Genomic DNA, 25273 nt, shown 5'->3' on the forward strand with positions numbered 1-25273 from the left:
TTATGAATAAGTATACAATTTCTGTGCTTTTATTGTTTCTGATGATTTCCTGTCAGACCACAAAAGAAGAAACGGTTGGCGAGAAAACGAAAACCAACCCAACGGACAAGCTTTTGAGTTATGTGGACCCCAATATTGGAACCGCACACAGTCGGTGGTTCTTTTATACCCCGGCGGCCGTTCCTTTCGGGATGGCCAAATTAGGGCCCTCTACCAATGGTTCGTATGGAAATGAACAAGGATGGGAAGCCGTGGGATATGACCAAAGGCACCAGAGTATTGAAGGTTTTGCCGGGCTTCATGAATTTCAGGTCGGGGGATTTTTGTTTTCGGCAATGACCGGGGCATTGAAAACGGTCCCAGGCACCCTGGAAGACCCCGATATGGGCTATCGCTCGCGCTTTGACAGGGAGGATGAACACGCCCAACCGGGGTATTATCGCGTCAAACTCAAGGACTATGATGTAGTGGCGGAACTGACCGCTACCAAAAGAGTCGGGTTTTTACGGTATACATTTCCCGAAACCAAGCAGGCCTACCTTATCATGGACATCGGAAACCAATTGGGGGAAAGCGGAGCGGTAAAAGATGCTTCGGTATGGTATAACAAAGAAGAAAACAGGATCGAAGGCTGGGTGGTCACCTATCCCGAATATGTAAAAAAATATCAGCCTGAGGGAGAGGTTCGCATGTTTTTCTCAGGGATGATCAATAAAAAACCTACCACAGTGGGGACATTTCTTAAAGAGCGTCAGTTTAAGGATAGCTTGTCGATACAAGGAAAAGGCGCCGGCATGTACCTGCAATTTTCAACAAGGGCCAAGGAAACGGTTGAGCTAAAAATGGGGTTTTCTTATACCTCTGTTGAGAATGCCCGATTAAATTTGGGGAAAGAAGCCGGAGGGCTCAACTTTGAGCAGGCAAAGAAAAAGGCAACGGAAACCTGGCTGCAGGAATTGGGAAAAATCAGGGTGAGCGATACCTCGGAGGTCAATAAGGTCAAATTTTACACAGGACTTTACCACGCGCTTTTAGGGAGAGGACTCGCCAGTGATGTCAATGGGGCTTTTCCGCAAAACGACGGGAGTATCGGACAGATCCCGCTAACGGAGCAGGGCGTCCCTTCGTTTAATTTTTACAATACGGATTCGGTTTGGGGGGCCTTTTGGAACCTGACCCAATTATGGGCACTGGTATGGCCCGAATATTACAACGATTTTATTCAGACCCACCTTGCGGTATATAAAAACTCGGGCTGGCTTTCGGATGGATTGGCCAATTCCAAATATGTATCCGGTGTGGGGACCAATTTTGTGGGATTGGTGATTGCCGCTGCGTATCAATCCGGAATACGGGACTATGATGTCGATCTGGCCTTTAGGGCAGCTTATGAAAATGAGACCCGTTATAGGGACCGAAATGAAGGTGCCGGAAAGACTGACCTGGGACAGTTTATAAAGCAGGGTTATATTGATTATATCCCGGGATGGGATACTTCTTCGGAAGGTTCGGGCTTTTCGGTATCCCATGCACTTGAGTACAGTTACAGTAGCTATGCCGTGGCACAATTTGCCAAATCGATTGGGAAAGATAAGGCGTATAAAGAGCTTCTGGCCTTATCCGAGAACTGGAAGGAAGTTTATGACAGCGAAACCGATTTTGTAAGGCCGAGACTGGCCTCCGGGGAATTTTTAAAAGATTTTGACCCGTTTGCGCCTTGGGCCGGATTTCAGGAGGGAAATGCCTGGCAGTATACCTTTTATGTGCCGCATGCCCCTAGGGCCCTTGTAAAGGAAATGGGAGAAGAAAAATTTGTTAGAAGGCTGGACTCTATTTTTACCATTTCTGAGAAGACCAAATTCGGAGGCGAGGAGATCGATGCCTTTGCCGGGGTGAAATATCTGTACAATCAAGGGAACCAGCCCAATCTTCACATTGCCTGGCTGTTCAATTTCACAGACCATCCCTGGCTGACCCAAAAATGGGTGCGGAGGATTTGTGATGAATTCTACGGAACCGGTGGGATACACGGTTATGGTTACGGACAAGATGAGGATCAGGGGCAACTCGGCGCCTGGTACGTGATGTCCTCCTTGGGACTGTTTGATGTAAAGGGCTTGACCGAAAGCAATCCTTCATTTCAGATTGGCAGTCCACTGTTCAAAAAAGTGACCATTGCAAACGGTTATGGAAAGACCCTTGTCATTGAGACTGAAAATAACGGGTCGAACAATTATTATGTGCAATCCATTGAAGTTAACGGGCAACCGTATGGTAAGCACAATATAGCACTCTCCACATTAAAAGACGGGGCAAGGTTAAAGTTCGTGATGGGGGATGTACCCAATAAAGAGCTTTTTAATTCCTGGAAATAAAACGAATGCATTAAAACAATACGCATATTATAATTATATATATGTTCAAACATATGGACTTAATAACGTTGAATTATGAAAAACAAACACTTTAAGTTAGTACTGACCTTTGTACTGTTGGCCTTGACCGTCAATGTATTTGCCCAAGGAGGCCATGTGTCCGGAATTGTAAGCGATCAATCTGGACCTTTACCTGGAGCGACCATTATGGAGAAAGGAACCGAAAACGGCACCGTTACGGATTTCGACGGGCATTTCGATTTGAATTTAAAAAACCCGTCTTCACAATTTATAGTGGTGAGCTTTATCGGATTTAAATCCCGGGAGATCGCCATTGTATCCGGGAAGACGAATTACCGAATCACGCTAGAGAGCGATCTTAACCAATTGGAGGATGTGGTGGTAATTGGTTACGGGACCGAAAAACGTGCCAAGCTGACCGGAGCCGTGAGTTCCATAGATGAAAAGGCCATACAGGGGAAGCCCGTTGCCAATTCCTATGAAGCCTTACAAGGTGAATCCTCCGGTTTGGTAATTCAGAATACCTCTTCAAAACCGGGGTCGGTCCCGAGAATCAATATTCGCGGGGTAAGCACCATCAATGGAAATACCCCCCTGATTGTAGTGGACGGTGTCATTAGTTCGTTGAACAATATCAATCCCAACAATATTGAAAGTATCAGTGTCCTAAAGGATGCCGCCTCCTCGGCCATATACGGTTCCCGGGCTGCCAACGGGGTCATACTGGTAACCACTAAAAACGGAAAAGAGGGCAAGGCTAACTTTACCTATCAGACCATGATGGGGGTACAACAACCGACCAACTTTCCCAAGTTCGCCAAATCCTGGGAATATGCGACCCTTAGAAATGAGGCATTGATTAATTCAGGGATGGCACCTGCGTTTACGCCGGAGCAGATTTTGGAGTTTAAGGAGAACGGACCGGATGTGAACTGGAACAGGGAGATATATAAGGACATGGCATTGCAGTCCAGTCATAACCTTTCCATGAGTGGCGCGAATGACGGCCTTAATTATTTAGTGTCCCTGGGGTACCTGGATCAGGAAAGTATGTTCAAGGGGCCTGATTACGGGTATAAAAGGTACAATGCAAGGATTAACATTGATAAAAAAATCAGTGATAAATTTAAAGTGGGGGCGCGGTTGTCCTTTGCCCGTAATGATATTAAAGACCATGCTTATTATGAAGAGTTTATTATAGAGCCCACCGTTCGGATCCCCCCTATCTATAACATCGTCGATGCAGCCGGAAACTATACGCTGGTTAGCGGAAGCAACAGCAACCCCTTGGCACAATTAGAGCAGGGAGGGGTTACCGATACACAAAATGACGAGACGCTCGGAAACTTTTCCATGGCCTATGAACCGGTGAACGACCTTATTATAAAGGGCGTATTGGGAGGTAATATCGTAAGCAATAAAACCCACCAGTTCCGCAAGGCAATTGCGTTTGCCTATCCAGGAGGCGGGAACAACCAGAATTCCGTTACCGATAATTATTTCCGGTCCTTATACCTGAACCCATACCTGACGGCTACCTATAAAAAAACCTTTGCCGATAAACATGATATCAATGTGCTCCTGGGAGGATCTACCGAACGGTTCAAAAGTGAGTTTTTTGATGTGACCGGTCTGGATATACCCGGAAACGATCACGGAGTACTGGACAATGCCGGGGAGATTCAAGAAGCCAATGGGTCCGGCGATGAATGGGCCATTACTTCGTATTTTGGAAGGGTTGGATATACGTATGATGATAAATACATCGTAAATGGAAATATCCGTTATGACGGCTCTTCTAGGTTTTCCTCCGATCAACGGTGGGGGGTGTTTCCTTCTGTTTCCGTAGGCTGGGTACTCAGCAGGGAAAATTTCTTTAAACCTATTGAAGATATCGTATCCTTTGCAAAAATACGCGCTTCTTGGGGACAGTTGGGAAATCAGGACATTTCCGATTTGTACGGGTATCAGAGCCTGATAAGTGCAAGTAGTAATGTCTATAGTTTCGGGGGTGTCGGTGTTTCCGGTTCGTACTATTCGGTCTCGAACCAAAACCGTACCTGGGAGACTTCAACGATGAAGAACATCGGGTTGGACCTGTCCTTTTTTAAGCGAAAATTGGATGTGACCATTGAGGTATTTGACAATTTAACCGAGGATATTTTATTACAGCTTCCCGTGCCGGCGACTTATGGACTGGGACAGCCATTTCAAAATGCGGGATCAGTCAGGAACCGGGGCTGGGAACTCAGCATGAATTACGATTTTCATACAGGGGCCGTTAATCATTCCCTGAACTTTAATCTATCGGACAACCACAATGAAATAGAAGACCTAAAGGGAAGGGAGTTTATAAATGGAGGCGATGTGAACACGATTCTTCGTGAGGGATACTCCATAAACTCTTATTATGCCTTAAAATCGGACGGGTATTTTAATTCGGAAGAAGAAATCCCCACCGGTGCCACGCCCTTATTTGTCAATGATGTGGACCCGGGGGATATCAAATATCTCGATCGCAATGGTGACGGCCAGATCGATTATGAAAATGACCGGTTTGTCCTAGGAAATGAATTTCCGAGATATACCTACGGAGCTACCTATGCCGCCAATTGGAAGGGATTTGACTTTTCGGTATTTATTCAAGGGGTAGGAAAAAGACAGCAATGGCTTCGGGGAGAGATCATCGAAGCATTTCACAACAACAACGAAGGACCTGTTTTCGAAAGGCACCTGGATCGATGGACCCCGGAAAACTTAGATGCGTCCTATCCGAGGCTGACCGTTGGGTCGGAGTCGGTCAATAATGCCGCTAAATCTGATTTTTACATCTACGATGCACAGTATGTAAGGGTGAAGAACGTACAAATCGGTTATACCCTGCCTTCTCAGGTAATGGAGAATATAGGAATGCAAAGTATGCGCCTGTATCTGACAGGCTTAAACCTATTGACTTTTAGTCCGTTAAACGACCTTGGGGTGGATCCGGAGAATGTCGGATACAGCGGAAGGGTTTATCCGGTGAACCGTGTGTTCTCCCTTGGTTTGAATATCAATTTCTAAAAACGAAAAAAATGAAAAAAATTATAGCACTTATCATGTTTTACTCGGTCCTAACCGGGTGTACATCAGATTTGGACATTGCTCCCATTGATTCGGAAAGCGAGTTGACCTATTGGCAGACGGACGAAGATGCGCGGATATTTCTTAACTCCATGTACGCAGACCTTATGGATGCGGATACGTACCTGTTTTTAAATGCACTCTCCGATGATGCCTACACCAAAGGAAGGGAGGATTACCGGAATATTGCAAGCGGAAGTTATGGTCCCACTAACGGGGTTGTCAGTGGGATATGGAGTTCAAGATATGAAGCGATTCGACGAACTAATATCTTTTTTAACAATATTGACGGGGTGACGGAAATTGATGAGGCACAACGAAAATCCTACAAAGCACAAGGAAGGTTTATCAGGGCATTACACTATTTTTATTTGATTGAATTGTACGGGGATGTCCCTTTTATCACTGATGAGATTAGTATAGAGGAGTCGCTTTCGTTGGAAAGAACGGATAGGGCCACCATTCTTTCTTTTATCCATGAAGAATTGGAGCAGGCGATTAAAGACCTTCCGGATTCTTATCCGGCCGACCAGAACGGCAGGATTACCAAAGATGCTGCCATTGCACTGCAGTCCAGGATTTATTTGTACAACGGGAATTATGAAAATGCGGCAGACCTGGCAGGGGAGCTCATTGGACGGCATACGTTGTTTCCGGATTATGCGGGACTGTTCAGCACCGAAAATGAAATGGCGGACGAAATTCTTTTGAGCCTTCAATACATTCCCACCAACCGGGAGCACAACAATCAGTACTCCCTTGTCCCTCCGAGTCTGGGAGGCTATGCAAATTTTTCCCCGCTTCAGGAATTGGTGGACAGCTATTTGACCGTTGACGGATATGCTATAGGGGACCCGCAGTCCAATTACGATCCGGAAAACCCCTATCAGAACAGGGATCCGCGGTTAAGGGCCACGGTAATCTATAACGGGTATCCCATGACGGATTATAACGGCAATCAAATCATCATAGATACTTCTCCCAATGCCGATCCCGATGGATTAAACTACTCTTCCAATACAACCCCGACGGGGTATTACGTGCATAAATACTTTGATCCGCAGGCCCGAAACCAAACCTATTCCGGTTTAAACCTGATCTTGATACGTTATGCCGAGGTCCTTTTGAACTATGCCGAGGCGAAAATAGAATTGGGAACCTTTGATCAGCAAGATTGGGATACTACCATTGGAGCGCTTCGTCAAAGAGCCGGCTTACAGGGACATGCGCTGGAATTCCCCGGGAATAACCAAACACTGCTCAGGGAAGTTGTCCGAAATGAACGCCGTGTAGAATTGGCCTTTGAAGCCGGCCATCGTTTTTTTGATATCCGTAGGTGGAAACTGGCAGAAACGGTTTTAAACGGATGGACACACGGTATGAAGACCGGGGCATCTTCGGAAGATGACGGGTATATAAGGGTGAGTTCCAGGTCCTTTGATCCCGAGAAGCATTACTTGTGGCCAATCCCACAAAGTGAACGAGATATCAATACTAATTTAACGCAAAACCCTAACTGGTAATGAAAGCAAGAACTATAGGGATGTTTATGTTATTGGCAGTAATAACATTGACATCATGCAACGATGAGAACTATTCACTTGATCCTGAGATTGTACGGACAGGGAGCCTTGAGTCCCCTGCCGATAACGAAGTGGTAACCATTGATACGGCCAATGACGACCGCATTATTTTTTCTTGGTCAGCTGCAAAATCAGCCGATGGGGGCGCCGTTAGTTATAAAATACTTTTTGATGAGCACGGAGGGGATTTTCAAGATCCTATCTATGCAGCGGTTTCGGACAATGGTGGTGCGTCGACCACCTATACCGCGAGTGCTGCCCGTTTAAATGTGATGGCCGCCCAGGCCGGGATTCAACAATTGGAAACGGGAAGCCTGGATTGGACCATTGAGGTAACTAGCAGTTATTTTGTAAATCCATTCGATACCGTTTCTACCGTAAAGTTGACACGGCCCGAAGGATTGGCCATATTTCCGGAATATATGTATATGTACGGAAGTGCTACCGAGGCTCCGGACCTGGAAAATGCGATTGCTTTTAAAGAGATTTCAAGTGAATTACCGAACCAGGATATTCAGCCGGGTGTTTTTGAATCCATCACCCGACTCACTCCCGGAGATTTTTTTATAGCAAGTTCGGACAACCCAAGTGCGGAGGAAATCAATTATTATTACATCAATGAAGAAGGTAAAATAAGAGGAGGATCGGATCCTTCAAGCTTTGCCCTGAAAGAAGGGGTCTACAGGGTACGTATGAATTTATCGCAGGCCACGATTTCCTTTACAGAAATTTCTGATGTGAAGTTGTATATTATGGCCAATGAGGTTGTAAAGGCTAATCTTAACTATGTCGGAAATCACACTTTTGAAGCGACGGACGGTTATTTTGAGTTTTTAACCCCCGGGGCCCCCGAGGCACCTTCATGGCTTGGATGGGAGGAAGAGCGCTACCGTTTTAAGTTTCTATTGGAGGGCCAGGCCTCTTATATAGGGAGTTTCCATAACGATAATATGGATGGTTCTTTGGTGCAGGGGGTTGAGGCTTATAACGGGCGGCCCAATGGCGATCAGCCGGACTATTACTACAATACGTATTTCTTAGGGCCGGATGCCGGGTATTGGCAAGGGGCGTGGAAGTTTCCCGATCAGTTAAACGGTGTTGACTTTACAGTCCGGATTGTTTTCGATCCGAAGGCCGATCATTATTACCATGAATTTGAGATGAATTAAAAATTGGGACCATGAATATTTTTAAAAAGAATGCAGTTTTAACGGCCGTATCGTTGTTGTGCTTTTTAAGCTGTAGTAACAATGCATCCATAGAAGATCAAATGATGGCCCCCCCAACAGATGGGGATAACCCACCTGTGGAGGAGGATACGCTGAGTTATGGCGAAAAGGCCAAGGCCACCTATGATATGATACAGAAGCTTTATAAAAGCGGTGATTTGTATAAAGAAAACTTTCCTCAACAGACCGGAGATAATGAGTACAGCTACCTCTGGCCTTATGTAGGGATGTTAACGGCCGGGAATATTTTATATGAACTGGGGTATGACAAGGCCATTTTTGAAAAGGAGTTCTCGGGACTCAATGCATATTATGACAATAGGAACACCCTGCCTACCTATCAGGCTTATCCCACCACCGGTGGCAGTACGGATCATTATTACGACGACGCATCCATTGTAGTAATGGAATTGTTAAAGGCCTACTCCCTGACCAAGGAGGCTTTTTATTTGGAGCGAGCCAAAACGGTCACGGATTTTATTATGTCCGGGGAAGATTCCCGGATGGGAGGTGGATTGTATTGGTTTGAGGGGCAATCCAAAAACTGTACGGAAGGTACGCATTGTATAAAGGCAGCCAACACCAGTGCTTATGCGGCCTATATTACTACAGAGCTGTATAAATTAACCAAGGAAACAAGGTATTTAACCTTTGCCGAAAGCGTGTATCAATGGGTTTATAACACCTTAAGGGACCCTTCGGATAATTTGTACTGGAATGATATCAATATAGGAACGGAAGAGATAAATACGACCAAATGGACCTATAATGCCGGACTGATGATCATGTCCGGAATCAACCTCTATGAAATAACCGGGGAACAGATGTATTTGGATCATTCCATAAATACGGCAAGAGGTGCCTATTCCAAATTTACCAAGGTAATCGATGGCCAATTTTTTTATCAGACCAATGACCCTTGGTTTAATGTTGAGTTGCTGTCAGCTTTTATACAACTGGCTCCCTACGATTCAAAAACGGAAGTATATATCGATGTCTTTATCCAAAATATGGACTATGCCTGGGAACATGCCAGAAATGATGACGGGCAATTCTACGAGGACTGGTCCGGAAACCGAAAAGGGAGGTATTATTGGCTGTTGCATCAGGCTGCTTTGATTGAAGCATATGGCAATATCGCCCTTTATAAAAATGAGATGAAAGAAGAAAAATAAGTAGTATAATGAATGAAATAGAAGCAAAAGTTCGAAAGACAAGCCAACCGGAATTACCGGTGGAAAAGAACGATCAGGTATCAGGGTACGATATATATCCGACCTTTGATATAGGCCCTGATCTTATACATAGCGGGTATGAGTCCCTGGCACGGGCCTTGGCGAAATCGCCCGTGATTAAAATTGACGGATATGCGGGCGTACTTTTTGAAACGGTTAAAGTGCGTTTGGACAATGCTTTCCAAGCCATTGGAGTATGTCCTGAATGGGTTGATACTCAAAAGGCCTATAAGCCGGAGGCGGCTATTGATCAAATGATTGCGCCTTATTTAGGTGGGCACGACCCCGTGTTCGGTAAAATCGCCCAGTTGGAATTGCTTGATTTTTTTGAGACCGATATTTTGAAAAGTTTTAATGGCGTGGATTCATCAACACCGACCATTTTTTATGGTACAGGAGCTTCCCTGATTCCTGTTGATGGTACCAATGTATATATTGATGTTAGTAAAAATGAAATCCAGTATCGATCCCGTGCAGGTTCTATATTGAATCTGGGAGCAAAACAATTAGGATCGCCCAAGGAAATGTACAAACGGTTTTACTTTGTGGACTGGGTGGTATTGAATAGGCATAAGAGAAAAATCAAAGATGGGATAGACTTTCTTATAGACGGACAGCGAAGTACATCCATCACATGGATGAAAGGTGATGACTGGCGCAGTGGAATCAATTCTTGTGTTCAAAATCCTGTCAGGGTCCGACCGTGGTTTGAACCCGGTGCATGGGGCGGTCACTGGATAGAAAATAAAATTGAAGGCCTTTCGGGGGATGTGGAGAATTATGCATGGTCCTTTGAGCTTATTGTTCCGGAGAATGGGGTCATTTTTGAAAGCTCCAAGCTCTTATTGGAATTTTCATTTGATTTTTTGATGTACCATGCCGGAGAGGATGTTCTAGGCAATGATTTTGAGCAATACCAATACGAGTTCCCTATCCGGTTTGACTTTTTGGATACCTTCGACGGCGGGAATTTATCCATTCAGTGCCATCCTCAAAAGGCTTATATCAAGGAGCATTTCGGGGAAAACATAACGCAGGAGGAAACCTATTATATTCTGGACAGAAAAGATGATGCAAAAGTCTATTTGGGCTTTCAAAAGGGAGTTACCCCGGAGGCCTTTCAGGCGGCTTTGGAAAATAGCTATAAAAATAAGACCGAATTGGAAGTGGAACAATTTGTTCAGGTTTTTGAGGCTGAAAAACACGGGCTGTATTTAATCCCTCCGGGGACCATCCACAGCTCGGGAAAGGATAACCTGGTTTTGGAGGTCAGTTCCACTCCTTACATTTATACCTTTAAAATGTACGATTGGTTACGGGTGGACCTGGATGGCAGCCCCAGGCCTATTAATATCGATAGGGGGATGGAAAATTTGGTTTTTGAACGCTGCGGGGAAAGGGTCGAGGAAGAGCTCATTTCATCACCAAAGGTGCTGGGTTCGGATGCTGACCGTACATTGGAACACTTGCCCACCCATACGGAGCATCTGTATGATATCCATAGATACACTATTCATCGTAAAATTACGATACATACTGAGAATAAGGCGCATGTAATCAGTCTGGTTGAGGGGCAAAAGATGGAATTGACCATTGATGGAAAATCCTTTGTATTTCATTATGCTGAATCGTTCATCATTCCTGCAGGGGTAGGTTCATACACTATCGAAAACCCTGGTGCCATGCCGATTATGGTGCTAAAAGCATTCATTAAATAAGAACAAGAAAACGATCTTTTAATAGCATCTGTAGCTAGTGATTATTATTTTAGATTAGTTTGAGTTAAGGCCATGTTCATTTTACATGGCCTTTTTTGTTTTCAATTTGATGAAATCAAAAAGTATAAAAATAAGAACGTTCCCTAATAATGGCACCATTGCACTCATGGTAAAATAAACATGTCCTATATGTTATGCTGCGCTTTTTTATACTATCAATTAACTTACTAAAGTGCGTTATATAACTCTTTTAAGTCAAAAAAGGCCAACTAATCTATAAAAAACAATAAAAAGTGCACTATTGTGCACTTTTACAGGTCAATTTTAAGCAAAGGGCATAAGAGGCAATATCGTGGTATCATGAAAATCGTTGACGTTCGGTCGTTTTTGCAGGGGCTTTTTCATTCTGTTGCGCGAACTTCTTTTAACCCTGCCTAAATACCCTGGAAATTTCCGCGACCTTATTTTTTTTGGACAGGACCACCAAAATATCATTGACAAAGATCCTGGTATCGCCTTCCGGAACAATCACCTGATTATTCCTCTTAACCAGTACGACCAAAGAGTCTGATGGCAGTATTTTGTCTTTGGACAGTGATTTGATGTATTTATTGGAAATAACCGCATCCTTTTCCACGGCTACTTCCAATAACTCATAGCCGTCCCCCAAATCCAAAAATTCCTTTACATTGGGCCCGAGCATGGCACGATACAGGTATTTACCGTTAAGCCGGTACGGGCTTTCCACGGTGTCGATTCCGAGTTGTTCGAATACCGGTAATAAATCATCTTTGTTGACCGAGCTGATCAGGCGCTTTATCCCCATCTCTCTGGCCAGCAGGATAACGAGTGCGTTTACGGCATCGTCATTGGTCGTTACAATAATGGCATCGGCCTGATGTGCTTTGGCTTCCTTTAAAGCTTCGGTCATGGTAGCATCTGCATTGATAACCACACAGTCATAATTGGTAGCGGCCCAATTGGCAGCTTCTTTGTTCTTTTCTATTACGTAAACATTCTGCTTATCTTTCAAAGCGGCTTCTATCACATGTTTACCTGTTTTTCCCGAGCCTACGATAATTATATTCATCTTAACAATTTTTTATATGTTTCTTGTTTTTGTTCCATAAAATAAAATGCGTACCAATACCAGTACGGGTATAATTTCAATACGTCCCGCCCACATTTGTATGATGTAAACTAATTCGAGAACCGGAGACATCGATGGGTCTGAAATCCCTGTGGAAAGTCCTACTGTTCCTTGAGCGGAAGCAGATTCAAAGATGGCATCGGAAAGTGTATAATCAGGTCCCATAAAATAGACCGTTATACATGTTGAAAAGAATACGAACAACAAATAAATGAGCGTAAAAATCCCTGCTTTTGCCAATTCCGAATTCATTTCATGGGAAAGTAGGTATCGATTGTTGAATTTTACTTTTTTTATTGTGTTTTTGGATAAAAATATTTTATTGATATGCCACCGTAATCCCTTTTGCAGTAAAAGTGCCCTAATAATCTTCACGCCTCCGACTGTTCCTCCCGCACAGCCACCAATTATCATAGATCCTGCAACGATAAATAGCACCGGAAGGTCGTCCCACTGGCCTATATTGGAAGTTTGCCACCCTGTGGTTGATAAACCGCTTATAAACTGAAAAGCACCTTCCCGGATAGGATCTGAAACACCTTCAGAATTCATCAATAAAACGGAGAGAAAAATACCTCCCAATACGGAAGCAATCAAGAATGCCCGCGTTTGGATATCCCTCCATAGTTCTTTGTAGTTCCCTAAAAAGGTAAACCGGTACAAAAACGGAATGGAAAGACCACCGATCAGCATCGGCAACATGAAAAGAATCTCCATTTTTTCCGATTTATAACCTGCAATACTATCGTCAAGTGTGCTAAATCCACCTGTAGATTGCCCGGCCATGGCATGGTTAACGGCATCAAAAAGATTATCAGCTATTGGATAATCAGGCAATATACAATAGGTTCCAACAAAAATATATATGATCATGATGCATGTTATAACCACATAAACCTTCCAAATGGAACGGGCTGTTTGGATGACATTTGTTTTTAATTTGGTACCACTGGCCTCGGAACCATACAATAATATGGCCGACTGCCCCGGAATTTGCTTAAAAACAGCCAATGCCATCACTATAAATCCTGCACCGCCGATCCATTGAGAAAAACACCGGTAAAAAATTACTGCCTTACCTATTGATGGTTCATGGTAAGACATGGTAAGTCCGGTTGTTGTAAAAGCACTGGTACTCTCAAAAATACAATGCAAGGGGTTTTTAAAATTTAATAAACTGGATGGGTAATCAAAACCATGGGGAACAAATCCCTGCATGACTTCCAAAGGTGTGATCTGGGCAATTACAAAGTAAGGTATGGCTCCCATCACAATAATCATTAACCATCCAAGTGCTGCTATCAACAGTGATTGTTGGTATTGAGGGTCATCTACTTCTTTTAACGATTTAAATATGATATAACCAAGACCGGAAACTATAGCAGAGGCTATTAAAAAACCAAGAAAGGAATACCATTCCCCATATATCATTGCCACTACACAAGGAACTAAAATGACGGCGCCCAATATGAGTTGCAAACCGGCAACCTGTTTAAGAATTGTTTTGAACATTTAAGTTTAAATTGAAATATTATGATATTATTCTGCGGGAGTATCTATTTTTAATAACAGTGATTGTAGCTTTCTCAGCGTTTGTTCTAGATTGGCTATATGAAGGCTTTCTACAACACTTTTCATATGAAAGCCCTTTAGGGCCTGACCGACAACCTCTTGGCTTTCTTTTAAGTTTCTAGAAAATTCCTTGGAAGAAACAGATGCCAGCATGGCATCAATTTTTGTACGTATAAGCGTGTCACTGGCAAGTGTTTTTTGTACTTGAAGGACGTTCTCATTTTCTAACTGATGCTTTACATCGTTTATCAAAAAGCAGATTTCAACAATGGTTTCTGCTTCTAATGGACTTATTGAAATTTCATCTTTTGCACTCATAATTTGAAATATTATTCATGACATATCGTATGTCAAGAAATAATCAGAGTGCAAATTTCGGGGTTGATAACCGATTGAAAAATCAAGATATAACTGAAAAGGATAAAGATTTTATAAAGATTATTGAAAGCGATATCCTATACCACTTTCAGTAATAATATGTTTAGGATTGTTAGGGTTGTCCTCAATTTTTTTACGAAGGGTTCCTATAAAAACCCTCAAATATTGTGTCTGTGACTGGAAACTATGCCCCCAAACCTCCTTGAGAATATATTGATGCGTAAGGACTTTTCCTTCATTTTTTGTTAAAAGCGCCAATAATGAATACTCCGTAGAAGTAAGGTTAATTATCTCGTCGTTTATCTTTACGGTCCTCGCTATATAATCAATCGATAGATTTCCGGCATTTACAACGGTATCGTTTTGGGTATTCTGGTTTTTTCTGATAGCTGCACGGATACGGGCCAGCAATTCCCCGGTTCTAAAAGGCTTCGTTAAATAATCAGTAGCCCCGTTGTCCAAAGCCGAAACAATATCAGCCTCATTGTCCTGTACTGATAAGATAATAATAGGCTGATTGTACCATTCCCTAAGCGCTTTCAAAATTAGGTGTCCGCTTTTATCCGGTAAGCCAATATCCAGTAAGATCAAATCAGGGGGGTGATTGGCAGACACTATCAAGCCTTCTTTACCTGTAGCGGCCTGAAGCACCTTATAATCATTGCTTTCCAAACTAATCTGTAAGAGCTTACGGATCTGCGGCTCGTCATCTATAATCAATATTTTTGGACTATTCATCTTCGGCAATTTGTATGTTTGAAGTTTTGGAAGGGATTTCTATATGAAAATGCGCTCCCCCGGTTTTTTTGTTCTCCAAAGTTATTTTCCCGTTTAAAGCTTCTGTAAATCCTTTTACAATGGAGAGCCCCAAACCGGTTCCTCCCGTGGCGGTTGCATCGAGCTTGTAAAACTTATTAAAAACAAAATCTATTTCCTCTTTTGGAAAGCCCTTTCCATTATCTGATATATCGATAATTAATTTTTCATTTATGTAATTACAATCAATCAATACATTCGATTTTGGTGGGGTGTGCTGCATCGCATTATGAATAAGGTTGTACAATATTATCTCTAAAAGCCCGCCATCCATATACAATAGTGATACATCATCATTGGGTTCAAAAATTACATACCGCTCCGTTGCCGGGTAATTACTCTCCTTAACGGCATTGAATACAAGCTCATTGATATCAAACCAATCAAAAGTAGGTTTGAGCATTCCGGCATCCAGCCGGCTCATGTTCAAAAGGTTCTCAACCTGCCCGTTCAATCGATTTCCTGCTGTTCCTATTTCGGCATACAGTTCTCTAATGCTTTCTTTGGATAGCTTCTCTTCATTGTCCACAATAGTATCAACTGCACCGATAATGGTAGAAATGGGCGTTCGAAGTTCATGTGATAAGGAGTTTAACAATGTATTGTAGAGCGCTATCGTTTTTTCCTTCTCCTCCTCACTTCTTTTTTTATCTTCAAATTGCCTAATCTTAATTGTTAAAACAGCATTGATCATGGCGATGAGTAGGTACATCAAAAACATTAAAACATCTTCGGCTGATGCAATCTTAAACGTATAAAGTGGCGGGATAAAGAAAAAATTGAGTATTAAGGCACTTAAAACGGCACATATCAGTACCGGTAGTATATCAAAAAGCATTGCGGAAAGAGAAACTGCCAACAATAAAATTAAAGCGACCGCCCTGTAACCTATATAATCATGAAAAATGTATGATACTATTGAAGCTATCCCAATAAGGGAAATGCTTATTACGTATTGCTTTGTTGTGCTTATGTTCCTATTAAAAACCGGCCCCACTTTTATTTGCAAAATTAGGCAATAACTTATAAAGATTTTATAAAGATTACACTCCCGGGCCGTTTAATTATTGCTTGTAGTGCTGTGATTTGTTCTTCTGTGAATGTGTTCCCTTCAATTTTCAAAAGCGTAATTCATAACAAACTACCTGTTTGGGAAATGTGATTTTGAACCGCCGTATCGCTGTAAAACAATGTAAAAGACTTGCCATATGCTTGTGAATGATGACCGTCTGCCCGACTCGGTTGTGTATTGTTCATGCTTTATTTTTTTAATTCGATTAATTTTTCCAAAAACTTAAATATACTAGTACTTGGGTTTCCATTTTCATTCAGTTTTTTGGCTCTTTTAATAGCGTCATTCAGTTTCGTAGTTAATTTTTCATTCAGTTTTTTATCAATAACACCTTTTTTGTACCCTTTATTCCTATTATTTAGCTCTTTACATAAGTATTAGCATTTCGAATTCGCAGTATGATTTTTATAATGTAAAAGGAACCACAATTCAATACAAGGATTGGATACCAGCAGTTCACAAGTTTCAATTTTTTTTAATCTGTTCAGAATTTCAGGAACATCTAAATCATACATTAAATAATTAATATCTTTATCATGGATTGGCTTACCTTTTTTATAGTTGGCGATATATTTAGAGGTTATATTATTTCCACCTATTTTTGAATGTATCTGAATTGAAGATAATCTAAAATGAGATTTTAACATATTCACATACGCTTCTTCGGTATCGCCCTCACAAAAAACAAATAATGTAGGGTTGATCATTTTACCTTTAGACTTTCTTCTCCCTTTAGCCATTTATTCAACGATGATTGATTTTAAATTTTTGATTGAATCATCCACTATTGGAATTGAATCAAATCGACCTTGTAGGTATGCCTTTTCTAAATCCATAGTATCCCTAAAATCACTGTAGTCGTAAAGTGAATAAAGGTCGGAATTGCCATCAGTAGTTTTATTCACAAACCATATTTGGTCTTTCCGGAACTTGCTTAAGTCTAATAGGTTGGTATTATATGTCGTAAATATTAACTGAGCTTTCTCACCGGTATTGAAAAGTTTTATAATATAATCAACAATTTTTGGATGTAAACTGTCTTCTATTTCATCAACCAGTAAGGTTTTATTATTTCTCAATATATCAAGAATAGTAAGTAGCATGAAGAACAACTTTTTAGTACCATTAGATTCTTCAGTCACAAAGTCAAAAGCTATATTGGGTGAATAACGATGATACGTCTTTATTTCAATGCTTTCTAACTCGTCATCTTCAATGAAAGCTTCCTGCGTATCCACATTTGCTCTGATTTTTTTTCCTTTTTCCTTTATTAATCTATGTTTAAAATCGACAATATCACTATCAGCCATATGTAATCCTTTTAAGAGGTAATATTTGTAGGTTTTAATAAGGCTATCTATATTACTTATACTATAACTTGAGTGTCTCCTGATGAACATGCCGTGGAAAAAGTGAAAAATCTTTTTTGGAATTTCTCTATCCATTTGACTTGCCCTTGAAATAAAAAGCGTTTTATTGGATGTGCTTTCTACAACGTCAAAAGGTCTTTTTATTACAGAGGTACCAAATGAATATTTATCCCTTTTACTATTGCCTGCTTTTTCGTCACGAACAAAAACTTTTGCTTTTCTTCCATTTGGATAATGATAAAGGCTTTCACTTATGATTTCATTTCTTGTAAGTGAGAAGGAATATTTGTATTCAATGTCCTCATATACAAAACGGATAAAAAAGTTACTTGGTTTATTGGAATATCCTTTGAACTTAAATGGCCGGAAATTGAATATAGAGTTTTCATTATGTTTATGGGAATCATACACCATAGCAATACAAAATCTAATAGCTTTAATAATATTGGATTTTCCAGATGCATTTGCACCATATAAAGCAACAGTTTTTAGTACTTCTATGTCATCAAATTCAAAAACATTATCGTTTAAAGAACGAGATTTTTCAGTGTTGATATTTCCAGCTCTTAAGTCTAGTATAATTTCATCACTGATTGAAAAGAAATTACTTAATTTGATTTCTAAAACCATTTTAATGTATTTATTTGTAAAATATTTACAAATATAAGGATTAAAATTTATTAATTTTTGAACTTAATAAAAATTAACAATAAAAGAGGACTCCATTCATTACCTCAAAAAAATGCAAACAACTTGCTTTAAGACATATTTTTATCGATATATAGGTACTACAGGAGGGGGTAATCGGTCCAATAAAGCTACGTTCCTGTTTTTACTGTACTTGTCATGGCTAGTAGTACTCTCTCGTCTTTGCGTCCAGTCTAATTATAGGAAGTCAAACTATTGAAATATCTTTATTCATTAAACCAAGACGAAAATTTTTATATAACCTTAAAATATAGTAAACCCTTGAAAATGAGCATTTTTTTCATGATTTTTAAAATTTGTTTGTGCCTTATTCCTTATATATATTTTTTATTTTATAAAATAAACGTTCAAGAAGACGGAGGTCTTCAGTGATGATCTCAGCTGATCCGCTTAAGTCTTGTTTGAAATTTATACTATTGTGATTGGTAGTTACTAAATTACCGGGTAAAGATGCTTCTATCAAATAAAAGCCATCCTTATTCGGAAACGGTGATTTTTTGACGATTTTACTTTTAAGAACCCCATACTCGGATGCGGGGTAATTATCTAAGTTAATATTCACTATTTGTCCGGTTTTTATTTTGCTTGCATTTATAGTAGGGACTTTTAACTTTGCTATATATCCAGAATGTAAAGGAATGACTGTGAATATTAAATCTCCTTTGTGTACGATTTGATTTTTCTTCCAATAATTTAAAAATGCCACCTGCCCATTTATTTTGGCCCTGAGGACATATGCATTATCCCATTTCTTAATATCGTTTTTAAGTTGATTGTACGATTGAATAACATCTTTTGATAGTTTGAATTCTTGATTTATCATATTAATATCCATATTGTTGTTTTCCAATAGTCTAGCTCTTTTATCATCACCGGAACTTGATTTTTTGTTAAGCAGATATTGGAGGTAATTATTTTCAAACAAGGCATAGCTTGTTTCTATACTTCCCAGAGAGAGGATGGGCAAATCATGTACCGGGAAATCAAATGCTTGACTGTTAATATGAATCTTGTCGGTTAATGAAATTAATTTAAAAACATCTTTATAATCCGCATTATTTTTGATAATTGCGATTGGTTGATCCCTACGAACGAATTCGTAATCCTTTACAAGAATTGTGGCTATCCTTCCGGTGGTTTGAGCATCTATTTTTTGAAGGGGGGGGTGCGTTGTAATGAGTGCCTGTGAAACGATGACATCTGGATATTTAATGAACCAGGACCCTATAAGAAGCATGAGGATTAAACATAAAAATAATAGGTTCCCCCATCGAATCATCCAGTTGGGAATTTTAGTGAGGATTTCCTGAACCTGTTCACTTCTTATTTGTATAGTTTCCTTGCTTTTTGACATGTGATTGATTTGGAAAAGAGATTATAATCTGAAAAACAGCAATAAAGACTTACCGAGCACTTCTTTATGCTCGGTAAATCCATACTGCAATGCAATTGATTTGTTAAGCATAGGCCTACATAATATGCACGTTGGCTACTACTATCAGGATCTATCGGACAGCAATAACCCGGGAGCATTTGTAACCCATTCCACATGTGTAAACACCTCCGTGAATACTTCTTTGCTCGGACTTTGATAAAACTTAAGATTTTTCATGATTAAATCTTTTATGTTTATAAAACCTTTTGAACATTTAAAGACACTCAAAGCTTGTGTCTATACTTAAAAGGCGATTTAATGCAGGGACCTTATTAACAAGCAAGCCCTCCAGAATAGTAATGACATTCATCTCGAATGATAATACAACTTAAAGTGTTGTAATCAGGGCATTGTGGATAGTCATGACAACAAACAGGTCTCCCACCTGTAATGGATTTTTTTTCTGATTTACTCAAAACTTTGCCTAGATGGACTAAATTTTTCATGATTAAAAAGTTTAAACATTTATAATGCCTTGAACATTTAAAGACACTCAAGGTTTGTGTCTATCTTTTTAAATATTTTAAACATAGAATTATGTATTAACATAATTCTATGCTTAAATAATACAATTAGAGAGATTACTTAACAAGAAGGAGCACTTCCCGTATGATAATTACATTCCCCAGCAACAATAAGACAGCTTATTGTGTTGTAGGCGGGACATTGTGGGTACTCATAACAGCAAACCATTCTTCCTCCTGTAATGGATTTTTTTTCTGATTTACTCAAAACTTTACCTAGATGAACTAAATTTTTCATAATTAAAAATTTTAGATATTTATAATGCCTTGAACATTTAAAGACACTCAAGGTTTGTGTCTATCTTTCGCGAAAAATATTATATGTGAATCATGACTGTTTCAATGATTTATCAGTTACCAAGGTTAAGCTGGTTCTTTACTAGATTATAGTAGTCCCCTTGTCGTTCGATCAATTGTTTGTGATTTCCGATTTCGACAATTTTACCTTTGTCCAACACAACAATCTGATGTGCATTTTTCACAGTGCTCAGTCTGTGTGCAATGACAACAACGGTTTTATTCGCAAAAAAACCCTTTAAATTTTCCATAATCACCTTTTCGTTATTGGCATCGAGCGCCGAGGTAGCCTCGTCAAAAAATAAAAACTTGGGATTCTTATAAACAGCCCTGGCAATGAGCAACCGTTGTTTCTGTCCCGTACTTAAACCGATGCCTTCATTCCCTATTTTTGTATTGAAGCTTAGCGGTAACCCGTCAATATAATCGGCTATATTTGCAATTTTAACGGCATGATTTAATCTTTCTTTATCAATGATATCTTCACCAATTGCTATGTTACTGGCAATGGTGTCATTAAAAATATAGCCTTCCTGCATGACAACCCCGCAATGGTCCCTCCATACTTTTTGAGAGATAGTATTCAGATTGAAATTATCAATCAGTATTTTGCCTTTATCTGGGGTATAAAAATGAAGCAACAGTTTCATCAGTGTTGTTTTCCCGCTGCCTGAAACCCCTACAATGGCAGTTGTTTTGTTTGCCGGGATGGTTAATGACAAGTTTTTTAAAACAGGCTCCAGTCCACCCGTATAGCGGAATGATATTTTTTTTAGATGGATGTCGGCATTTTGGGGGATGGTGGTAATATTGTTGTCTTCTGGCCTTTCTTCATCTTCCTTATTATGAATTTCCCCCAAACGGTTTAAAGAAATTTTTGCATCCTGTACTTCCCTCATAAAGGAAATGAGCTGAGTGATAGGCGCATTTAATTGTCCGATGATATAACTAATGGCCAGCATCATTCCCAAAGTAATATCTCCCTCAATAACCAGCTTGGCCGATAGTATCGTTATAAATATATTTTTAAGCTCGTTGATAAAATTAGAACCTATTGTCTGGGTTTGTTCGAGAACTAAATTTTTGGTAGCCACTTTAAACAGCCGGGCTTGTACATATTCCCAGCCCCAGCGCATACGCCTTTCGGCATTGTGGAGCTTAATCTCCTGCATCCCGTTGATAAGCTCTATAACTTTGCTTTGTTCGGTGCTTATTTCTGAAAATCGTTTATAGTCCAGTTCTTTTCTCCTTTTGAAAAAAAAGAGCACCCACGCAAAATAGAATATGCTCCCCAATGCAAAGACACTAAATATCTGCATGCTGTAATAACCTAAAACAATGCTGAAAATGACCAGGTTAAATAATGAGAACAATACGGTTAGGGAGGATGTGGTCAGGATATTCTCAATTCGTTTGTGGTCATTGATCCGTTGTAAAAGGTCCCCGGTCATCCTAACGTCAAAGAATGCGATGGGCAATTTCATAAGCTTGATGAAGAAATCAGAAATGAGAGAGATATTAATACGGGTACTTAGGTGCAGTAAAATCCAGCCCCTGATAATCTCTAGGCAAGCCTTTCCTATGAATAAGAACAATTGCGCCATTAAAATTAAATAAATGAAGTTGATGTCTTTATTTTTAATGCCGACATCCACAATACTTTGTGTTAAAAAGGGTAGCACAAGCTGTAATATACTTCCTGCAAATAGCCCAATAATTAGCTGGATAACAAATTTTTTATATTTGAAGAGGTATTTAAAAATAAATCCAAAACCAAAGTTCTCATCTTCTTTAAAATCGGATTCATAAAATAGCGGTGTAGGTTCTATTATAAGTGCGATCCCTTCTTGAATAAATTCATTTGCATTATTGCCGATCCAATGTTTTAAAAATGCTTCTTTATTATAACTCAGTAGCCCGTGAGCAGGATCGGAAATATATAGCTTTTCATTTTTTATCTTATAAAGAACGACATAATGGTTTTTATTCCAATGTAAAATACAAGGGAGTGGGGCTTCTTGCAGTTTTTCAAATGAAAGCTTGATTCCTAAAGAACGGAACCCCATACTTTCTACGGCTTCACTTAACCCCAGTAAGCTGCTCCCTTCCCTTGTCGTCTCACTAAGGGTACGAAGTTGTTGTGTATTAATTGTTTTTCCATAAAATTTGGAAATGATCTTAATACAGGTCGGGCCACAGTCTTTGGCCTCAGTTTGGGTATAGTGAGGGAATTTTTTCAATGCTTTATATGTGTTTTTTAGCTAAGGTTCAGGGGGTGTGCCATGAACTATATAAAATCCGGTTTAAAGGATGCATTTAAATAAGAACTTAAAATTATATTGGGAGCTTGTATAGCGTGATGACTCATGTGATATATGTTCGGGTCATCTGCTCCTTCATTTGGTCTGTTTTAGCTTCACTTCATAGGTTGGGCATGGACAAAATAAAGAGCTCCTGCTTTCTCTTGAACAAATTTTCGGGACAGGTTAAGGCAATCTGCACCCGGCACCCGGACCGCTTGGGATACAGACATACCCAGGAGGACATCCGTCCAGTGCACAAATATGAATTCCTCCATGAATCTTTTTTTGTTCCGTTCTATTTAAAGCGGTTCCCAAGTCCAATAACTTTTTCATTGTAAAATAATTTATAAGATTATGCTTGCTTTGAACATTTAAAGACACTCAAAGTGTATGTCTGTCTTTCGTGAGATGAAATGTTTGTTATGCCACACTTTTCCGTATTGATGAAAAAGTATGTGCTTCATGGTTAGCTTGCAGCTATATTTTGTTGTTTTAAATCCTTGTATGCCTTGGTTTCGGCTTGTTCTATTAAATCATCTATAAAATAAGAGAGATCGCTTTTTTCATATTCTCTTGGAAACAATCTGCCATTGATATATAGGGCCGGGGTGAAATTAATAGCATTTTTTTGACACCATGATTGATGGGATTCCAGTACCTTATCAAATACGTCGTTGTTGGCTTCTTTCCACTTAAGCAACCATTGGTCCATAGGGTTATCTTCTTTATAAGCATCATTTAAAGCTTCCATGCATTGCGATTCGGATGCTGTATTGTAAATTTCGATAATCCTGCATGCGATTTTATAACCGGGGTCATTTTTATCGATTTTGCCTAAGTTAAACCTGACCGTTAGTTTAATGGATTCTGGGTTTTTCCTTAAAATATTGGCAATGACGGTATGCGCTTCTTTACAATAGTGGCATTTTGGGTTGGTTACCAATAATATGTGTAACGGGGCTTCACGGTTTCCAAGAATAATTTCTGCATTATGGGCGTGACCTAAATCAATAAGTCCACCTTTGTTATACATGGAATTAAACAGCTCAAAGTTCCTTTTGAACTTATGGTGTTGTATGTGTATTTTTTTAAAGTCCTGTTGCACTTTAAGAAGTGGTTTGATTAATAGCCACATTGAACAAGCCAATAACATGCCAAGCAAGAGGACATATGTACTGATAAAATCGAATTGGAAGTTTGAAAAGGGGGTTCTCTGAAGAAACAGTGTGCCAATTTGTGCCCATAAAACAATTACAATTGCAATACATAACGGGCACCATTTTTTTATAATGCCATACTGATAATAAAGTGAATATAAAGTTGCGGGGATTGTCAAAAAGGAAAGGAGTAAAATGCTGCTGTCATTAGTGCCAAAATTTATTGTAATGAGCCATGATACCGTTAAGCCAACAAAATAGATAAGGCTAAAATCACTTAATTTGAAATTTTTTAAGACGGTGGCCCCTTTTGAATTTAAAACGGCATCACAACTTGTAGATTCGTGAGCTGTGCAAAATTTATTTAAGGTTTTTGACATAAAACCTAACTCATGTCTGGTAATTAAAACGCTTATGAAAGCACCGATAAGGGCTAAGGTAAAGTGGAGTGATTGCACCAGTGTGGGACTTGCCAGAAAAAAAGTACTTATTAAAATTATACCACAACATATAAATAAGCTATTGGACATAGTTGTTGCGGTATTGGTCGATGTGAAGTCTTCATAGAGTTCGTCCTTTTCTACCACTAGAATGATTCCGCTCCAAATAGACAAGAATTTTTCTACGGTAATTTTTTCTTTCTTTTTATTTCCGTAAGTAAGATTGATAATGTTATCAAATTGTGTAACCACTGCAAATTCCCTGTTTTCTTCCCCGTCAATTAATGTAATAAAGGTCTTTGGGAGCTGTTTGAGTGTTTGTAAATCTGCGGAAACTTCGAGGGCAATATTGCTGATATTAAAATGATCTAAAACGCCGGTAACCGAGTGTAGGCTTGGGTATGAAGGATGGCTTAAAATTTGAAGTTCAAGTTCAGTGTGGTTAAGGTGAATATCTGAATTTTTTAAATATTCATTTAACACAGTAAATAACTGGTCTTTCATTTTTGAACATGTTTTATTTGGGGGGAGTTAATAACTAATAAGTGGCAAAATGAATGATAAGCACGCAAAATAGAATTTAAATATAAGAATAATAATACAAACCCCTAGAGTTTCTGCAGTCATTTGATCTCTTTGGACCATGTTAAATTGCATTGCCCCAGGGTTTATCATACAATTTTGCCCCGCCAGAGATGCCATATCAGGCGAGCCTTAAAGCGCAGGATAGTCTATTGATTTCACTGTGTTTTTAACGATTTTTCATA

At 39.8% G+C, this 25273-nt stretch carries 17 protein-coding genes; 6 read left to right on the forward strand and 11 right to left on the reverse strand.

Annotation, left to right across the window (positions count from 1 at the left end; genetic code table 11):
• Positions 1 to 2 precede the first annotated feature (2 nt).
• The 6 genes from UXI14_RS04625 to UXI14_RS04650 all read left to right on the forward strand — a co-directional run bounded on the left by UXI14_RS04625 (position 3) and on the right by UXI14_RS04650 (position 11284).
• Positions 3 to 2375, forward strand: a complete 2373-nt coding sequence (locus UXI14_RS04625; protein WP_335965078.1) for a GH92 family glycosyl hydrolase — start codon at positions 3 to 5, stop codon at positions 2373 to 2375.
• A 75-nt stretch (positions 2376 to 2450) separates the two neighbouring features.
• Entirely contained in the window at positions 2451 to 5459 is a 3009-nt protein-coding gene (locus UXI14_RS04630) for a TonB-dependent receptor (RefSeq protein ID WP_335965079.1), read from the forward strand.
• A gap of 11 nt (positions 5460 to 5470) precedes the next feature.
• Positions 5471 to 7042 (forward strand): RagB/SusD family nutrient uptake outer membrane protein, encoded by a 1572-nt coding sequence (locus UXI14_RS04635; RefSeq protein ID WP_335965080.1) that lies wholly within the window; start codon positions 5471 to 5473, stop codon positions 7040 to 7042.
• Positions 7042 to 8271, forward strand: coding sequence for a SusE domain-containing protein (locus UXI14_RS04640; RefSeq protein WP_335965081.1), 1230 nt, complete (start codon positions 7042 to 7044; stop codon positions 8269 to 8271). Before UXI14_RS04635 ends, UXI14_RS04640 begins: the two co-directional genes overlap by 1 nt.
• Positions 8272 to 8282: 11 nt before the next feature.
• The gene (locus tag UXI14_RS04645; protein WP_335965082.1) at positions 8283 to 9506 is read left to right on the forward strand and encodes a glycoside hydrolase family 76 protein; all 1224 of its coding nucleotides are present in this window, start codon (positions 8283 to 8285) and stop codon (positions 9504 to 9506) included.
• Between the two features lie 8 nt (positions 9507 to 9514).
• The gene (locus UXI14_RS04650) at positions 9515 to 11284 is read left to right on the forward strand and encodes a class I mannose-6-phosphate isomerase (RefSeq protein WP_335965083.1); all 1770 of its coding nucleotides are present in this window, start codon (positions 9515 to 9517) and stop codon (positions 11282 to 11284) included.
• A 424-nt stretch (positions 11285 to 11708) separates the two neighbouring features.
• Here the strand turns inward: UXI14_RS04650 and UXI14_RS04655 are convergent, their stop codons facing one another.
• The 11 genes from UXI14_RS04655 to UXI14_RS04705 form a co-directional block, all read right to left on the reverse strand.
• A complete protein-coding gene (locus UXI14_RS04655) occupies positions 11709 to 12374 on the reverse strand; it encodes a TrkA family potassium uptake protein (RefSeq protein WP_335965084.1) in 666 nt (221 codons plus the stop codon).
• A gap of 12 nt (positions 12375 to 12386) precedes the next feature.
• The gene (locus UXI14_RS04660; RefSeq protein WP_335965086.1) at positions 12387 to 13946 is read right to left on the reverse strand and encodes a TrkH family potassium uptake protein; all 1560 of its coding nucleotides are present in this window, start codon (positions 13944 to 13946) and stop codon (positions 12387 to 12389) included.
• 27 nt (positions 13947 to 13973) lie between these two features.
• A complete protein-coding gene (locus UXI14_RS04665; protein WP_335965087.1) occupies positions 13974 to 14324 on the reverse strand; it encodes a hypothetical protein in 351 nt (116 codons plus the stop codon).
• A 120-nt stretch (positions 14325 to 14444) separates the two neighbouring features.
• Complete coding sequence (locus tag UXI14_RS04670; protein WP_335965088.1) at positions 14445 to 15122, reverse strand: response regulator; 678 nt, start codon at positions 15120 to 15122, stop codon at positions 14445 to 14447.
• Positions 15115 to 16209: an ATP-binding protein gene (locus UXI14_RS04675; RefSeq protein ID WP_335965090.1), complete on the reverse strand. Its 1095-nt coding sequence runs from the start codon at positions 16207 to 16209 to the stop codon at positions 15115 to 15117. The genes UXI14_RS04670 and UXI14_RS04675 overlap by 8 nt, the downstream gene beginning before the upstream one ends.
• Before the next feature lie 440 nt (positions 16210 to 16649).
• A complete protein-coding gene (locus UXI14_RS04680) occupies positions 16650 to 17012 on the reverse strand; it encodes an RloB family protein (protein WP_335965091.1) in 363 nt (120 codons plus the stop codon).
• Positions 17013 to 18272 (reverse strand): AAA family ATPase, encoded by a 1260-nt coding sequence (locus UXI14_RS04685; RefSeq protein ID WP_335965092.1) that lies wholly within the window; start codon positions 18270 to 18272, stop codon positions 17013 to 17015.
• A gap of 385 nt (positions 18273 to 18657) precedes the next feature.
• Positions 18658 to 19704: an HlyD family efflux transporter periplasmic adaptor subunit gene (locus tag UXI14_RS04690; protein WP_335965094.1), complete on the reverse strand. Its 1047-nt coding sequence runs from the start codon at positions 19702 to 19704 to the stop codon at positions 18658 to 18660.
• Between the two features lie 955 nt (positions 19705 to 20659).
• On the reverse strand, positions 20660 to 22846 hold the full coding sequence (locus tag UXI14_RS04695) for a peptidase domain-containing ABC transporter (RefSeq protein ID WP_335965095.1): 2187 nt from the start codon (positions 22844 to 22846) through the stop codon (positions 20660 to 20662).
• A 176-nt stretch (positions 22847 to 23022) separates the two neighbouring features.
• Positions 23023 to 23184, reverse strand: a complete 162-nt coding sequence (locus UXI14_RS04700) for a hypothetical protein (protein ID WP_335965096.1) — start codon at positions 23182 to 23184, stop codon at positions 23023 to 23025.
• 191 nt (positions 23185 to 23375) lie between these two features.
• On the reverse strand, positions 23376 to 25010 hold the full coding sequence (locus UXI14_RS04705) for a vitamin K epoxide reductase family protein (RefSeq protein WP_335965097.1): 1635 nt from the start codon (positions 25008 to 25010) through the stop codon (positions 23376 to 23378).
• Between the last annotated feature and the right edge of the window lie 263 nt (positions 25011 to 25273).

It is taken from the genome of Galbibacter sp. PAP.153 (assembly GCF_037029175.1).
Classification (GTDB): Bacteria; Bacteroidota; Bacteroidia; order Flavobacteriales; family Flavobacteriaceae; genus Galbibacter; species Galbibacter pacificus.

Excerpts from the sequence above, each read along its gene's own strand:
- UXI14_RS04625 (WP_335965078.1), top strand. The coding sequence starts at position 3 with ATGAATAAGTATACAATTTCTGTGCTTTTATTGTTTCTGATGATTTCC.
- UXI14_RS04630 (WP_335965079.1), top strand. The coding sequence starts at position 2,451 with ATGAAAAACAAACACTTTAAGTTAGTACTGACCTTTGTACTGTTGGCC.
- UXI14_RS04635 (WP_335965080.1), top strand. The coding sequence starts at position 5,471 with ATGAAAAAAATTATAGCACTTATCATGTTTTACTCGGTCCTAACCGGG.
- UXI14_RS04640 (WP_335965081.1), top strand. The coding sequence starts at position 7,042 with ATGAAAGCAAGAACTATAGGGATGTTTATGTTATTGGCAGTAATAACA.
- UXI14_RS04645 (WP_335965082.1), top strand. The coding sequence starts at position 8,283 with ATGAATATTTTTAAAAAGAATGCAGTTTTAACGGCCGTATCGTTGTTG.
- UXI14_RS04650 (WP_335965083.1), top strand. The coding sequence starts at position 9,515 with ATGAATGAAATAGAAGCAAAAGTTCGAAAGACAAGCCAACCGGAATTA.
- UXI14_RS04655 (WP_335965084.1), bottom strand. The coding sequence starts at position 12,374 with ATGAATATAATTATCGTAGGCTCGGGAAAAACAGGTAAACATGTGATA.
- UXI14_RS04660 (WP_335965086.1), bottom strand. The coding sequence starts at position 13,946 with ATGTTCAAAACAATTCTTAAACAGGTTGCCGGTTTGCAACTCATATTG.
- UXI14_RS04665 (WP_335965087.1), bottom strand. The coding sequence starts at position 14,324 with ATGAGTGCAAAAGATGAAATTTCAATAAGTCCATTAGAAGCAGAAACC.
- UXI14_RS04670 (WP_335965088.1), bottom strand. The coding sequence starts at position 15,122 with ATGAATAGTCCAAAAATATTGATTATAGATGACGAGCCGCAGATCCGT.
- UXI14_RS04680 (WP_335965091.1), bottom strand. The coding sequence starts at position 17,012 with ATGGCTAAAGGGAGAAGAAAGTCTAAAGGTAAAATGATCAACCCTACA.
- UXI14_RS04685 (WP_335965092.1), bottom strand. The coding sequence starts at position 18,272 with ATGGTTTTAGAAATCAAATTAAGTAATTTCTTTTCAATCAGTGATGAA.
- UXI14_RS04690 (WP_335965094.1), bottom strand. The coding sequence starts at position 19,704 with ATGTCAAAAAGCAAGGAAACTATACAAATAAGAAGTGAACAGGTTCAG.
- UXI14_RS04700 (WP_335965096.1), bottom strand. The coding sequence starts at position 23,184 with ATGGAGGAATTCATATTTGTGCACTGGACGGATGTCCTCCTGGGTATG.
- UXI14_RS04705 (WP_335965097.1), bottom strand. The coding sequence starts at position 25,010 with ATGAAAGACCAGTTATTTACTGTGTTAAATGAATATTTAAAAAATTCA.